Genomic DNA, 14521 nt, shown 5'->3' on the forward strand with positions numbered 1-14521 from the left:
CCCCGTCAGGGGGCCATGCAGCCACTGCACTGCATATACAGGTGACGCGGATCGGAGAGCCCGGCGAGCTGGTCGGCTGCCTGGCGCAGGGGGCCCAGCATCGCCGGCAGGCCGACGCCTGCCGGCGCCTGCCCCGCCGCGGCCCGCAGCCAGGCAGAGCCCGCCACCTCCGGCAGCAGGCCGGGCAGCCACAGCTGGGCGCGCTTGGCCAGCTGCTGCAAGAGCATCTCCCGCGGCGACAGGGGCGGCTGCACATACTCCACCCCCCATTGCGCGATGCCCGCCAGGGCCCCGGCCTCGGCGATCGCCGCCTCCAGCGAGCCCAACTGGTCCACCAGCCCGTGCTCCAGGGCATCCCCGGCACTCCAGACCCGGCCCTCGGCGACTTCCGCCACCGCTTCCAGCGGCAGGTCGCGGCCCTGGGCCACGCGCTCGAGGAAGGTGCGATAGGTGAAATCCACCGTGTGCTGCAAGGTGCTGGCCAGCTCCGGCTGCAGGGGGCGGTCCAGGCGCACCGCTCCGGCCATCGGGGTAGTGCCCACACCGTCGGTATTCACCCCCGCCCGCTCGAGCAGTTTCTCGAAGGTGGGAAAGGCGGCGACCACGCCGATGCTGCCGGTGAGGGTGGCCGGGGTCGCCAGCACCCGGTCGGCGCCGGCGGCAATGTAGTAGCCGCCGGAGGCCGCCAGCGGCCCCATGGAGGCCACCACCGGCAGGCCGTCGGCGCGGATGTCGGCGATCGCCTGGTAAATCAGCTCCGAGGCGAACGCACTGCCCCCGCCGCTGTTGATCCGCAGCACAATCGCCGACACATCCTCGCGCTCGGCAGTGGCGTGCAGCAGGCGGGTCAGGCTGTCGCCGCCAATGCTGCCCGGGGGCTGGTCGCCGGGGAGGATGTTGCCCTCGGCGACAATCACCGCAATGCGCTCGCCCTCGGGCCCGGGCTGCACCGGCGGCCGCTTGTGGGCGACATAGCGCTGGAAGCCCACGGCCTCGTAGAGGCCATCCTCGTTGGCCGCCCCGACGCGCTCCACCAGGTACTCGTTGCTCTGCTCGTGGCTGAGCAGCTGGTCCACCAGGCCGGTTTCCAGGGCCAGGCGCGCGGTATCGCCCTGTACCGCCGCCAGGCCCTCGGGGTAGTTGGCCACATAGGCATCGACGCTGCCGTCGGCGAGGCCGCGGCGGGCCTCCACCTGGGTCGTGTACTGGCCCCAGAGATCGCTCAGCCAGCGCTCGGTGATGGCCTTTTCCGCAGGTGACATGTCGTTGCGCAGGAAGGGCTCGGCCATCGACTTGTGTTCGCCGGCGCGGAAGACATGCATCGACACCGACAGCTTGTCCAGGGCCTCGGCGAAGTGGTTGCGGTAGCTGGCAAAGCCCTCCAGGGCGACGGCGCCAAGAGGATGCATGAGGATTTCATCCGCCTGGCTGGCCATCAGGTACTGGTCCTGGGTGAAGTAATCCGCCACCGCGATCACCGGTTTGCCGCTGGCGCGAAAGGTCTCCACCGCCGCGGCAATGTCCAGGTGGCGGCTGAGCCCGGCCCCCATCATCAGCTCGGGCTCGATCACCAGTGCGGTGATGGCGGGGTCGTCGGCGGCCAGCCGGATGGCATCCAGCACATCCCGCAGCAGGACTTCACTGTCCGCCGGGCCGGGGGGGCCGGCCAGTGCCTCCAGGGGCGTCAACGGGCGCTTTTCCTCCACCAGCACCCCCACCGGGTTGACCAGCAGGGCAGCCTTCGGCGGCAGCGGCTTCTGAGTGTCGGCGAAGTAGAGAAAATAAATCAGCACCAGGGCGCCGATGAACAGCAGATTGGACAGCGCCAGCCGGAACCAGGTAAGCAGGCGCCACAGGCCGGCGAACAGGCGGCGCAGCAGGGAGGGGGATCGACTCATGCAGACTCCGGGGCAGGATCAGATTGGCGGAGCTCCCGCGCCCGCCAGCGCACGTAGAGCATACCGGCGCTGAACAGCAGGCACACTGCCAGCAAACCGGACCAGCCCAGTACGCCAGTGGGGACGGCAAACACCCGCTCCACCAGGGCAATGAAATACAGCAGGCAGACAAAGCACAGCCAGATGAAGCTGCGCAGGCGATCGCGCAGCATGCCGGGCAGGAAGATCAGCAGGGGCAGCAGTTTGCCCAGCCAGATAACCCAGGGCACGCCAGTCAGCCAGGCGTCCAGGACCTGCTGCAGCAGCAGGCCTGCCCAGGCCAGCCAGATCAGCCACCAGGCCCAGAGGCTGGCGCCGGCGCGGGGAGGCAGGGTACTTGGGCTCATGCCGCACGCTCCGCAGCCAGGCGGGCGACCCGGCGCCCGAGGGCGCGACAGAGGGCCGCCTCCTGCTCATCCACCGCGCGCTGATTGTCCGGCCCCGCCCAGTGGGAGGCGCCATAGGGCGTGCCGCCGGACTCGCTGCGCATCAGGCCGGGCTCGCTGTAGGGCAGCCCGGCCAGCAGCATGCCGTGGTGCAGCAGCGGTAGCATCATGCTCAACAGCGTCGCCTCCTGACCGCCGTGCAGGCTGGAGGTCGAGGTAAACACGGCCGCCGGCTTGTCGATCATCGCACCACTCAGCCAGAGGCCGGAACTCTGGTCGAGGAAATACTTGAGGGGGGCGGCCATGTTGCCGAAGCGCGTGGGGCTACCCATCACCAGGCCGGCACAGTCGCGCAGGTCGTCGAGGCTGCAGTACAACGGGCCCGCCGCGGGAATCTCGTCCTCCGCCTGTTCGCAGGTCGCCGATACCGGAGGCACCGTGCGCAGCCGCGCTTCAATACCCGGCACCAGGGCCACCCCGCGCGCCACCTGCTCGGCCATGGTGGCCGTCGCGCCCTGGCGGCTGTAATACAGCACCAGAATGTAGGCCTCGCTCATGCCTCGAGCAACTCGAGGACATTCTCGGGGGGGCGCCCGATCACCGCGCGCTCACCGCGCACCAGGATCGGCCGCTCGATCAGCTTGGGTTCTTCCGCCATCGCCGCCAGCAGCTCCGCCTCGCTGCTGTCCTTGCTCAGCCCGAGCTCCTTGTAGGCGGCTTCCTTGTTGCGCACCAGCTCCGCCGCGGACAGGCCCAGCTTGCCCAGCAGGCTTTTCAGCTCCGCCGCCGTGGGCGGGGTCTGCAGGTACAGCACCACCTCGGGCTCGACGCCGCGCTCCTCCAACAGAGCCAGGGCAGCGCGGGACTTGGAACAGCGGGGGTTGTGGTAGAGGGTGCAATCGCTCACGAAACTATTCCTGTACAGGGCGTGTCGCGCCATTATAACAGCTGCCGCGTTGGTCGCAGGACCGCAGCTGGGGCATAATGGCGCGCCATCTGGACACCCCGACTGGAGCCCCATGCCCCGCCTGAAGCTGCTGTTCTCCCCCCTGCTCTTCACCATGCTGGCTGCCTGCGGGCAGGAGCGCGCGCCGACGGCGGCGGAGCAACTGGCCGAGCTGCAGGGACAGTGGGTTGTGGTCAACTACTGGGCCCAGTGGTGCAAGCCCTGCATCGAGGAAATCCCCGAGCTCAATGCCCTGGATGCCGACCACGACGATATCGCGGTACTCGGCGTCAACTACGATGGCGCCACCGGGGAGGCGCTGGCCAGCCAGATCGAGGCCCTGGGCGTGGCCTTCCCGACCCTGCCAAGCGACCCGGCGGAGCTGCTGGGCCAGCCGCGGCCCTCGGTATTGCCAACCACTTTCATTCTCGACCCGCAGGGCACTCTCACCGCCAGCCTGGTTGGCCCGCAGACGGAAGCCTCGCTGCTGGCAGCGATTCGCAGCGATTCGGACGCGCAATGAAAAAACCGGCCTGGCGGCCGGTCAGAGCAGGGGTCTCACAAGGGGGTTCAGGACCTGAACGGTAGGGCCGCGTGCGAGTCTCCCAAACAGCACGCCGCCCTGCTTGTCCATTCTGACCCGCGGCATAGACGCAAGTTCCACGCGCGCGGTCAAAAAATCACCTCTCACTGGCCCCGGCCAGGCGTGGACAGCTCTCCGCAGCTTGTCTACCCTCAGTATCCCCCGGACAGTACACAGCAGAAGGACATTGCCATGACCCTCTACCGCGACAACGCAGAGTCCATCGGCGGCACGCCGCTGGTCAAAATCAATCGCATCACCCAGGGCACGGTCTACGCCAAGCTGGAAAACCGCAACCCGGCCATGTCGGTGAAATGCCGCATCGGCACCAGCATGGTCCAGGCCGCGGAGGACGATGGCCGGCTCAAGCCCGGCATGACCATTGTCGAGCCCACCAGCGGCAATACCGGGATCGCCCTGGCCTTCGTCGCCGCCGCCCGCGGCTACCAGTGTGTGCTGACCATGCCCAGCAGCATGAGCCTGGAACGGCGAAAGCTGATGAAGGCCCTGGGCGCCGAGATCGTGCTCACCGACGGCGCCAAGGGCATGCCCGGTGCCATCGCCAAAGCCGAGGAGCTGCTCAAGGAAAACCCGGATACCCACTGGGGCCCGCGCCAGTTTGAAAACCCCGCCAACCCGGCCATCCACGAGCGCACCACTGGCCCGGAGATCTGGCGCGACACCGACGGCGCCATCGACATCCTGGTCTCCGGGGTCGGCACCGGCGGCACGCTGACCGGCATCTCGCGCTATATCAAGCTCACCGAGGGCAAGGCCATCCAGACCGTCGCGGTGGAGCCCGCCAGCAGCACCGTGATCAGCGCCGCCATGAAGGGCGAGGAGCCGACCCACGCCCCGCACAAGATCCAGGGCATTGGCGCCGGCTTCCTGCCGAAGAACCTGGACCTGGCCATGGTCGACCGGGTGGAGCAGGTCAGCAACGAGGACGCCATGGCCTGGGCCCACCGCCTGATGCAGGAGGAAGGCATCCTCGCCGGGGTATCCTGCGGCGCCGCCATGGCGGTGGCCGACCGGGTGGCGCGGGAGCCGGAAAATGCCGGCAAGACTATTGTCGTGGTCCTGCCCGACTCGGGCGAGCGCTACCTGAGCACCGCCCTGTTCGAGGGGCGCTTCAGCGATAACGAAATGGTGCAATAGGCGGCCAGCCCCTGCGCCAATTCGCCGCCGGCACTCCCGGGCTGTGCGGCGAATCCGGCTAGTCGGCCACACCCAGCCCGGCTGCCAGCCGGGCCTGCAACGCCGGCCACTCGTCATCGACAATACTGAAGTAGACACTGTCCCGGGGCTCGCCGCCCTGGGCCACCATGTGCTTGCGCAGGACCCCTTCGCGGACGGCGCCGAGTTTTTCCAGGGCAGCCTGGGAGCGGTGATTGCGGGCATCGGTCTTGAACTCCACCCGCCGGCAGCCGAGGCGCTCGAAGGCGTGCCGCAGCAACAGGTACTTGGCCTCGGTATTCACCCCGGTACCCTGCCACTCCCGTCCCAGCCAGGTCCAGCCGATTTCCAGCCGGCAGTGCTCGATGCAGATATTGAGGTAGCGCGTGCTGCCCAGGGTGCGGCCCTTGCGCTGGTCGAGCAGTACAAAAGGCAGCTGGTCAGGACGATTCAGGGCCTCGTCGATCCACTGTCGGGTGTCGGCGACGTCGAGGAAACAGCCCCGGGGCAGCCAGGCCCAGTCCGGCGCATACTGCCCCAGCAGGTAGAGTCCCTGGGCATGCGCTGGCCCCAGGGGCTCGAGGCGTACCCGGGGGCCACGCAGGGTGACCGCTTCGGGCTCGCGCATCACGGCAGGATGACGCTGGAGCCGGTGGTGCGCCGCGCCTCCAGGTCGCGGTGAGCCTGTGCCGCGTCCTCCAGGGCGTAGCGTTGGCGAATGTCCACCGTGAGATGCCCGCGCTGCAACTGTTCGAACACCGCCGTCGCGGAGGCCTGCAGCTCCTCGGCGCTGGCGGTATAGGTGGCCAGGGTGGGCCGGGTCACATAGAGCGAACCCCGGCGGGTCAACTCCTGCAGCTCCAGCGCCGGCGGCGGCCCCGAGGCATTGCCAAAACTCACCAGCAGGCCGCGCGGACGCAGGCTGTCGAGGGAGGCGGTGAAGGTATCCCGCCCGACTCCATCGTAGGCCACCGGCACGCCCTCGCCAGCGGTGATCTCGCGCACCCGCGCCGCCACGTCCTCGCGGCGGTAATTGATCACGTGCCGGTAGCCGTGCCGACGGGCCAGCTCGGCCTTTTCATCACTGCCCACCGTGCCGATCACCTCGGCCCCCAGGGCACTGGCCCACTGCCCGAAGAGCAGGCCCACGCCACCGGCGGCGGCGTGGAACAGGCAGGTTTCCCCCGGCTGCAGCGCATAGGTGCGCCGCAGCAGATACTCCACCGTCTGCCCCTTGAGCATCACCGCCGCCGCAGTCTCCGCATCGATGTCGTCGGGCAGGACCACCAGGCGATCGGCGGGCAGGTTGACCCGCTCGGCGTAGGAGCCCAGGGTCGCCGTGCACCAGGCCACCCGGGCCCCCACCGGCAGCTCCACGCCCTCCCCCGCGGCTTCCACCACCCCGGCGCCCTCGCTGCCCAGGCCTGAGGGCAGGGGAATCGGGTAGAGCCCGCTGCGGTGGTAGGTATCGATAAAGTTGAGGCCAGCGGCCTGCACCGCCACCTGCACCATGCCGGGCCCGGGCGACTCCAGCGTCCGATCGGCCAGTTGCATCACTTCCGGTCCACCACTGCGTTCAATCCAGATCTGTCGAGCCACTCCTGCCCCCTGTCACTTGTCGTGAGCTGCCACAAAAGCGGCAGTGTGCCAACAAGCGGGCCCGCGCGGCAATGACCCGCGTGGTAAACTGCCGCCCCCACGCAGCAGACCGACCAGGACACCCATGACCGACTTTCACGAAGCGCTGGACCGGCGCCTGCTACTGGCTCTCGAGGAACAGGGCCTTGAACGCCCCACCGAGATACAGGCCACGGTGCTGCCGCCGGCCCTCGCCGGTCGCGACCTGCGCATCAGTTCCCCCACCGGCAGCGGCAAGACCCTGGCCTACCTGCTGCCGGCCCTGCAGTTCCTGCTCGGCGACCTGCCCAGTCAGTCGGAGGGCCCCCTGGTCCTGGTACTGGTACCAACCCGCGAACTGGCCCGCCAGGTGCTCAAGGAGGCCCGCCAGCTGCTGGCCAAGACCCGCCTGCGCGCGGAGGCCCTCACCGGCGGCGCCGACTTCCGCTTCCAGCAGTCCCTGCTGCGCCGCAACCCGGAGCTGCTGATCGGCACCCCCGGGCGCCTGATCGACCACCTGGGCCGCGGCAGCCTGCTGTTGTCCCAGGTGCGCATCCTGGTCCTGGACGAGGCGGATCGCATGCTGGAAATGGGCTTTCGCGAGGACGTCATGACTCTGGCCGAGGCCTGCCCGGCGCAGCGCCAAACACTGCTGCTCTCCGCCACCCTCCACGACAGCCGAGTGACGGCGGTCAGCGAAGCGCTGCAGCGGGACCCCCTGGACATCACCGGTGGCCTGCCGGCCGGCATCGTCCACCAGCGGATCCTGGCGGACAGCCAGGGCCACAAGGATCAGCTGCTGCAGGCACTGGCCGCGGACAGCAGTGGCCGACAGCTGGTTTTTGCCAACAAGCGCGCCACCGCGGCGCGCCTGGCAAAACTGCTGCAGGCCGCCGGCGTGCGCGCTGCCTGCCTGCACGGCGAATTGACCACCGAGGAGCGCAAGGCGGTCATGCAGCGCTTCAACCAGGGTGGCCTGCAGGTGGTGGTGGCAAGCGACCTGGCCGCCCGGGGCCTGGACGTGGACGACATCCAGCGGGTCATTCACTACGACACCCCCTTCGGCGGCGACGACTATTTGCACCGGGCCGGCCGCACCGGGCGCGCCGGCGCCAGCGGCGAGTCGATACTCTTCGTGGATGCCTCGGAGTGGAACCGCATGATCAGCATCCAGGGTTTCATGCAGATCGCCTTCGCACCGCGTTCAGTGCCCGGCCTGAAGGCCCGTTACGCAGGCCCCAAAAAGCAGCGGGCCTCGGGCAAGGCCGCGGGCACGCGCAAGAAAAAAAGCGATGCCGCGAAAAAGACCACTGGCGGCAAGCGCAAGGCCGATACGGCCACCCGCAAGCCGGGCAAGAAAGGGACCGGCACCGGCAAACCGGCGGCGAAGCGCGCCCGGGGGCGGCTCAAGGCGGCGCCAGCCGTGGGCAACGACGGCTTTGCCCCGCTGATGAAAAAGAAACCCGGCAGGACCGAAAGCTCCGACTGACCCCGGGCGGGCGGCAGGCAGTCCCCGGCACTGCTGCCCGCGTCACCGCTTTCGACGCGGGCGGACCCGGCCCCGGGGCGCGCTACTGCCCGCCCGCGGTCTCGCCGCGATAGCGCTCGAACCAGCCCAGGATCGCCGCCACCTTGGCCACCAACTGGCTGGGCCGGCGGGCAATGCTGTGGGATGCGCCCGGCACCCGTACCATGGCGGTGTCCACCCCGCGCAGGCGCAGGGCGTGGTAGTACTGCTCGGTCTCCGACATCGGCGTGCGCAGGTCGTTTTCACCGGTCAGCAGCGCCGTCGGGGTCGTCACCTTGCCGACCAGGGACAGCGGTGAGCGCCGCCAGTAGGCCTCGGGGTTCTCCCAGGGCATTTCCCCGAACCAGTAGCGGGCAAAGTAGGGCGTCATGTCGGCGGTCAGCACGAAGCTGGCCCAGTTGATCACCGGCTTGGCCACCACCGCGGCGCGGAAGCGGTCGGTCTTGCCCACGATCCACGCGGTCAGGGTACCGCCGCCGCTGCCGCCGGTGACAAACAGCTGCTCCGGGTCGACATAGCCTTCCGCCAACAGCGCGTCCACCGCCGACATCAGGTCGTCGTAGTCCTGCCCCGGGTAGTTGTGGTGGATCAGGTTGGCGAATTCCTCGCCGTAGCTGGTGCTGCCCCGCGGATTGACGTAGAGCACCACGTAGCCCGCCGCGGCCAGCAGCTGCATTTCCGCGGAAAAGCGCGGCCCGTAATTGGCGAAGGGGCCGCCGTGGATCTCCAGCACCATCGGGTAGCGCTGCCCGGGGTCAAAGCCCGGGGGCGTCAGCACCCAGGCCTGCACCGCGCGCTCGTCCGCCGAAGCGGTCACCTCCAGCTCCCGCAGCTGGCCCAGTTCGCGGTAGGGCAGCAGGTTGTCGTTGAGCCGGGTCAGGCGCCGCGATTGCGAGTCACCCAGGCGCCCGAGCACCAGGTCGGCGGGCCATCCTGGCTCACCGCCAGTCCAGGCCACCACGCCCTGACCACCCACGGCGTGATCGGCGCCGCTGTAGGGACGGCCAATCGACGTGCCACCGATACCCCGGGCCAGTTCCTGCAGGCGACCGCCCGGATCCACCGCCGCGAGGACCGTCTCGCCGCGGTCGTCGTAGCGGAACACCAGGCGCCGACCATCGGCGGCCCAGCGCGGCGACTGGATGCTGCGATCGAGCTCCGCCAGGAGTTCCCGGCGCTCGCTGCCGTCGCTGTTCATCACGTAGAGGCGGTTGCGGTTATAGCCCATGCCGCGGTCGTCCCAGCCGGTCCAGGCAATCAGCCGCCCGTCGGGCGAGACGGCAGGGTCGTCGTCGCGGCCGCGCCGCTCGGTGAGCGCGGTGACCGAACCGTCCACCAGGGACACGCGGTAGAGGTCGGTGTTCTGGGTGTCCAGCTCCCAGTCGGGATTGCGGTTGGCGGACACCACCAGGGAACGGCTGTCCGCGGCCCAGGCGATACCGCCGCTGTGGTGGAAGTCACCGCGGGTCAGCTGACGCGGGCTACCCCCCGCGGCGGCGATCACAAACACATGGTCGTATCCCCGCGGGGCCATGCCCTTGCCGTCATTGCGAAAGATGGCTCGCTCGACCACCGTCGGCGGCGGCGCCCACTCGGCGCCCTCGGGGGCCTTGGGCATCTCGCCCAGCACCGGCGCATCGTCCACCACCCGCTGGCGATAGGCCAGCCACTGCCCGTCCGGGGACCAGGCGAGTTGGCCGGGAGTGCGCGGCAGACGGGTCAGCTGGGTGGTCTGGCCGCTGTCGAGCCAGGTGACGAACAACTGCTGGCCGGCCTCGTCCTTGCGCACGTAGGCCACGCGCCGCCCCCCGGGCGACAGGACCGGCGATGACACGCGATCCCAGCCCGTGGTCACCGGCCGGTGGTTGCCGCCGTCGGTGTCGATGCGCCAGAGCTGGCTGACCGGCTGGTCCCGGACCACATCCATGCCGTGGCGCAGGTAGACCACCCGTTCACCCCGGGTGTCCACCTGGGGATCGCTCACCCAGGACAGGTGGAACACATCCTCGGGACTGAATCGCGGCAGGGCCGCGGCCGGCAATGCCAGCAGCAGCCCCGCCAGGAGCGTGACCAGATGGACTTTCAAGCTGCGCATTCCCCGCCTCCCGTGTCTTCCGTTACCATAGCCGGCCACCCCCGAGACGGAGCCACCGCCATCATGTCGAATCCCCTGCTGGAAGCCCACGAGCTGCCGCCTTTTTCGCACATCCGGCCAGAGCATGTGGAGCCCGCCATCCGGGAACTGATTGCCCGCAACAAGGCCGCTATCGAGGACCTGCTGGCACAGCCCGGCACGCCCGACTGGGACAGCCTCCCGCAGCGTATCGAGGACCTCGACGACGACCTGGCCCGGGCCTGGTCGCCGGTCTCGCACCTCAACGGGGTACTCAACAGCGAAGCACTGCGCCAGGCCTACTCCGCCTGCCTGCCGCTGCTGTCCGAGTATAACACCTGGGTCGGCCAGCACCGGGGGCTCTACGAGGCCTATCAGGCAATTGCCGACAGCCCGGCCTTCGCCGATCTGGCGCAGGCCCAGCAGCAGGCGCTGAGCAATGCCCTGCGCGATTTCCGGCTGGCCGGCGTCGCCCTCCCCGAGGCTGAACAGCGACGCTACGCCGCGCTGCAGCAGGAGCTCTCCGAGCTCTCCAGCCGTTTTACCGACAACGTGCTGGACGCCACCAACGCCTGGACCCGCAAGGCCAGCGCCGAGGAGCTGACGGGGCTGCCGGAATCCGCCCTCGCGGTGGCGCGGCAGGCGGCACAACAGCGCGGCGAGGAGGGCTACCTGCTGACCCTGGACTTCCCCTGCCTGTTCCCGGTGCTGACCTACTGCGAGAACCGCGCCCTGCGCGAGGAGATCTACACCGCCAACGTGACCCGGGCCTCGGAGACCGGCCCCCACGCCGGTCAATGGGACAACGGCCCGCTGATCGAGGAGATTCTCGTCCGGCGCAAGGAGCTGGCCAGCCTGCTCGGCTACCCCGACTACGCCGCCCTGTCCCTGGCCACCAAGATGGCCGACAGCACCGAGCAGGTGGTCACCTTCCTCGAGGAGCTGGCGGAACGCTCCCTGCCCCAGGCGCGCCGCGAATGGCAGGAACTGGCGACTTACGCCCGGGAGCAGCACGGGGTCGAGACCCTGGAACCCTGGGATGTCGGCTACTACAGTGAAAAACTGCGCCAGCACACCTTTGACGTCTCCCAGGAGGCGATTCGCCCCTACCTGCCCATGCCCAGGGTGCTCGCCGGCCTGTTCACGGTGGTGGAGCGTCTCTACGGTGTCACCGTGGTGGAGCTGGAGGACTTCGACCGCTATCACCCGGATGTGCGCCTGTTCGAGGTGCGCGAGGCGGGGACGCCCATCGCGCGCTTCTACCTGGACCTCTACGCCCGCAGTCACAAGCGCGGCGGCGCCTGGATGGACGACTGCCGCATCCGCCGTCGGCTGGCCGATGGCAGCCTGCAACTGCCGGTGGCCTACCTGGTGTGCAACTTCACACCGCCGGTGGACGGCCAGCCCAGCCTGCTCACTGAAAACGAGATGACCACCCTGTTCCACGAGTTCGGCCACGGCCTGCACCACATGCTGACGCAACAGCAGGTGGCCGCGGTCTCGGGTATCAACGGCGTCGCCTGGGACGCGGTGGAGCTGCCCAGCCAGTTCCTGGAGAACTGGTGCTACGAGCGCGAGGCCCTGGCCTTCATTTCCGGCCACGTGGACAGCGGCGAGCCCCTGCCCGACGCCCTGCTGGAGAAAATGCTCGCCGCGCGGCACTTCCAGGCGGGCATGCAGATGGTGCGCCAGCTGGAGTTCGCCCTGTTCGATTTCCGCCTGCACCGCGACTGGGGTCAGGACGGCGTCAGCGTGCAGGGGGTACTGGACGCGGTGCGCGAGCAGGTTACGGTGGTACCGATGGTGCCCTTCAATCGCTTCCAGCACAGCTTTTCGCACATTTTCGGCGGCGGCTATGCGGCGGGTTACTACAGCTACAAGTGGGCCGAGGTGCTGTCGGCGGACGCCTTTTCCCGCTTCGAGGAGGAAGGCATCTTCAACCCGCGCACCGGCGCCGAGTTCCGCCGCCACATCCTCGAGGCGGGGGGCTCGCGCCAGGCCATGGACCTGTTCGTGGCCTTCCGCGGCCGCGAACCGGAGATCGACGCCCTGCTGCGCCACACCGGTATCGCCGCCTAAGGCCGGCGGACTTCAGCGCAAAGCCGCGGGCCCGCCAGGGGCGGCGCGGCTGGCGGCCAGCGCTCAGGGCTTGCGCCAGCTGGCGCAGCCCTTCTGCCCCGGGCCCGAGGCCACGCACAGTTCCACCTCGCGCAGGTCGTCCTCACGCGACAGCATCAGCAGCTGTTGCAGCAGGTAGGCGGAAAACTCCTCCACGGTCGCGTTGCGCAGGGGCAGCAGCAGTGTGTCGCTCTTGAGGAAACGCATCTCCTCCTTGTGGAAGTACACCCGGTACTCGCCATCCTCCTCGGCGATGTGCTGGTGGGGCGAGTCCGCCGCCAGCAGCATGTATTCGTCGAGGGCATCGCAGAGCGCCTTCAAGCGCTGCTTGTAGACGTTGTAGTCGGCGGCAAAACCGTTGTCGCCCATCGGCGCCACGATGCGGGCGGAGACCGAGTAATTGTGACCGTGCAGACGCTCCCGCTCGGTGGCGGAGAAAATGGTGTAGTGAGCGGCGGAGAACTTGTGACTTTCCTTGTCGATGTACAGTGTGGTCAGACGCTCCATGGCGGCGGGTCTCCCTCCCGTTTGGCGGACACAACATTGTCAGGGCTGGGTCGGCGATAGGCAAGCCGCCTGCCACAAGGCACAATACACGCTTCATGGACAGAAGGGGGAGCAGCATGCAGACAGCCATCATCACCGGTGCCAGCGCCGGCATCGGCCGCGCCACCGCCCAGCGCTTCCAGGCAGCGGGTTTTACCGTCTACAACCTGTCCCGGCGCGCCTGCCCGGACGAGGGCGTGCTCAATATCGCCTGCGACCTGCAGTCGGAGGCCTCCATCGCCGACGCCTGCAGCGAACTCACCGCCGTGGTCAACGCCAGCAGCAGTGTGGCCCTGGTGCACAACGCCAGCCAGATGCTCAAGGACAGCGCCCTGGATTGCAGCAGCGAGAGCCTGCGCGCGGTGCTGGAAACCAACATCATTGGCATCAACGGCCTCAACCAGCAGCTGCTGCCCCTGCTGCCCCGCAGTTCCAGCGTGATCTACGTCGGCTCGACCCTCTCCGAGAAGGCGGTTCCGGGCTCTTTCAGCTATGTCACCAGCAAGCACGCCCAGCTGGGCATGATGCGCGCCACCTGCCAGGACCTCGGCGGGCGCGGCGTGCACACGACGCTGGTCTGTCCCGGCTTCACCGACACGGAGATGCTGCGCACCCACCTGGGTGACAACCCCGAGGTGCGCGCGGCGATCGCCGACATGAATGCCTTCGGACGCATGATCGAACCCGGCGAAATCGCCGAAGTGATCGTCTGGGCCCACGCCAATCCGGTCATCAACGGCACCGTCCTGCACGCCAACCTGGGTCAGCGGGAAAGCTGAGGTGGCCTCGCTGGAGGTGGTCTGGGAGCGCCGCGAGCGCGTCTTCCTGATCCTCGCGGGCACCTTCTTGTGCGCGATGACCCTGCTCAACGTCATCGGCATTACCCGTTTCATCCAGCTCGGCCCCATGGCCCTGGCGGTGGGGGTGCTCCCCTATCCCCTGACCTTCCTCTGCACCGACCTGGTCAGCGAGCTCTACGGCCGCGCCCGGGCCAACTTCCTGGTCAGCGTCGGCTTGGGTTTGAATTTCTTTATCCTCGGGGTGCTCTTCCTGGGGGACGCGACTCCCTCGGTGGGGCCGGAGGCCATGCCGCCCTGGCAGGTGCTGCAGCTGGCGGCGCCGGTGAGCCTGCCCAACGGCGAGACCGTGAGCGGCAGCATCGGCCTCTACCAGCTGATCTACGCCACCACCTCCGGGGCCGTCTTCGCCTCCATGCTCGCCTACATCGCAGCGCAGTACTGCGACGTGCAGCTGTTCCACTTCTGGCGCCGGGTCACCCGCGGCAAGTACCTGTGGGTACGCAACAACTTCAGCACCCTGATGAGCCAGATGGTGGACTCGGTGATGGTGATCACGGTGACCTTCGGCGCTGCCTTCCTGCGCGGGGAGATCGCCTTCCAGGCGCTGCTGGTGCTGATCGGCAGCAACTACCTGTTCAAGGCCCTGGTAGCCCTGCTCGACACCCTGCCCTTCTACCTGGCCGTGCACCACCTGCGGCGCTACCTGCACCTGGGGCCGGATGACATTGCCGTGCCCGGACAGGGCCTGATCGCGGTGGACTGAAGGCGGGC

General features: G+C 68.6%; 14 protein-coding genes. 6 read left to right on the forward strand and 8 right to left on the reverse strand.

Annotated features, from left to right (window positions below; translation table 11 throughout):
* Positions 1–5: 5 nt before the first annotated feature.
* The 4 genes from sppA to arsC are packed head-to-tail and all read right to left on the reverse strand — an operon-like array spanning position 6 to position 3230.
* The gene (gene sppA, locus ACYVGS_RS03740) at positions 6–1898 is read right to left on the reverse strand and encodes a SppA family protein (protein WP_460587294.1); all 1893 of its coding nucleotides are present in this window, start codon (positions 1896–1898) and stop codon (positions 6–8) included.
* A complete protein-coding gene (locus ACYVGS_RS03745; RefSeq protein WP_460587295.1) occupies positions 1895–2284 on the reverse strand; it encodes a DUF2069 domain-containing protein in 390 nt (129 codons plus the stop codon). The genes sppA and ACYVGS_RS03745 overlap by 4 nt, the downstream gene beginning before the upstream one ends.
* On the reverse strand, positions 2281–2880 hold the full coding sequence (gene wrbA, locus ACYVGS_RS03750) for an NADPH-dependent FMN reductase family protein (protein ID WP_460587296.1): 600 nt from the start codon (positions 2878–2880) through the stop codon (positions 2281–2283). Before wrbA ends, ACYVGS_RS03745 begins: the two co-directional genes overlap by 4 nt.
* Complete coding sequence (gene arsC, locus ACYVGS_RS03755) at positions 2877–3230, reverse strand: arsenate reductase family protein (protein WP_460587297.1); 354 nt, start codon at positions 3228–3230, stop codon at positions 2877–2879. The genes wrbA and arsC overlap by 4 nt, the downstream gene beginning before the upstream one ends.
* A 112-nt stretch (positions 3231–3342) precedes the next feature.
* On the opposite strand from arsC, the gene ACYVGS_RS03760 reads away from it, so the two are divergent.
* Positions 3343–3792, forward strand: a complete 450-nt coding sequence (locus ACYVGS_RS03760; protein WP_460587298.1) for a TlpA family protein disulfide reductase — start codon at positions 3343–3345, stop codon at positions 3790–3792.
* A gap of 252 nt (positions 3793–4044) precedes the next feature.
* Positions 4045–5010, forward strand: coding sequence for a PLP-dependent cysteine synthase family protein (gene cysK / locus ACYVGS_RS03765; RefSeq protein WP_460587299.1), 966 nt, complete (start codon positions 4045–4047; stop codon positions 5008–5010).
* Between the two features lie 58 nt (positions 5011–5068).
* On the opposite strand, the gene ACYVGS_RS03770 is transcribed toward cysK, so the two are convergent.
* Both ACYVGS_RS03770 and ACYVGS_RS03775 read right to left on the reverse strand, forming a co-directional pair.
* Positions 5069–5656 carry a GNAT family N-acetyltransferase gene (locus tag ACYVGS_RS03770; protein WP_460587589.1) on the reverse strand — a complete coding sequence of 196 codons (588 nt, stop codon included), beginning with the start codon at positions 5654–5656 and terminating at the stop codon, positions 5069–5071.
* Positions 5656–6627, reverse strand: a complete 972-nt coding sequence (locus ACYVGS_RS03775; RefSeq protein WP_460587300.1) for a quinone oxidoreductase family protein — start codon at positions 6625–6627, stop codon at positions 5656–5658. Before ACYVGS_RS03775 ends, ACYVGS_RS03770 begins: the two co-directional genes overlap by 1 nt.
* Before the next feature lie 124 nt (positions 6628–6751).
* Between ACYVGS_RS03775 and ACYVGS_RS03780 the strand changes: the two genes are divergently transcribed.
* Positions 6752–8134 carry a DEAD/DEAH box helicase gene (locus ACYVGS_RS03780; RefSeq protein WP_460587301.1) on the forward strand — a complete coding sequence of 461 codons (1383 nt, stop codon included), beginning with the start codon at positions 6752–6754 and terminating at the stop codon, positions 8132–8134.
* An 82-nt stretch (positions 8135–8216) separates the two neighbouring features.
* On the opposite strand, the gene ACYVGS_RS03785 is transcribed toward ACYVGS_RS03780, so the two are convergent.
* Positions 8217–10268 (reverse strand): S9 family peptidase, encoded by a 2052-nt coding sequence (locus ACYVGS_RS03785; protein ID WP_460587302.1) that lies wholly within the window; start codon positions 10266–10268, stop codon positions 8217–8219.
* Between the two features lie 63 nt (positions 10269–10331).
* On the opposite strand from ACYVGS_RS03785, the gene prlC reads away from it, so the two are divergent.
* Positions 10332–12365 carry a M3 family metallopeptidase gene (prlC, locus tag ACYVGS_RS03790; protein ID WP_460587303.1) on the forward strand — a complete coding sequence of 678 codons (2034 nt, stop codon included), beginning with the start codon at positions 10332–10334 and terminating at the stop codon, positions 12363–12365.
* Positions 12366–12428: 63 nt separating this feature from the next.
* Here prlC and ACYVGS_RS03795 read toward each other — a convergent pair whose 3' ends face one another.
* On the reverse strand, positions 12429–12911 hold the full coding sequence (locus tag ACYVGS_RS03795; protein WP_460587304.1) for a 6-pyruvoyl trahydropterin synthase family protein: 483 nt from the start codon (positions 12909–12911) through the stop codon (positions 12429–12431).
* A 116-nt stretch (positions 12912–13027) separates the two neighbouring features.
* Between ACYVGS_RS03795 and ACYVGS_RS03800 the strand changes: the two genes are divergently transcribed.
* Complete coding sequence (locus ACYVGS_RS03800) at positions 13028–13729, forward strand: SDR family NAD(P)-dependent oxidoreductase (protein ID WP_460587305.1); 702 nt, start codon at positions 13028–13030, stop codon at positions 13727–13729.
* Between the two features lies 1 nt (position 13730).
* Positions 13731–14513, forward strand: a complete 783-nt coding sequence (locus ACYVGS_RS03805) for a VUT family protein (protein ID WP_460587306.1) — start codon at positions 13731–13733, stop codon at positions 14511–14513.
* Positions 14514–14521: the final 8 nt, after the last annotated feature.

The organism is Haliea atlantica (assembly GCF_054779855.1).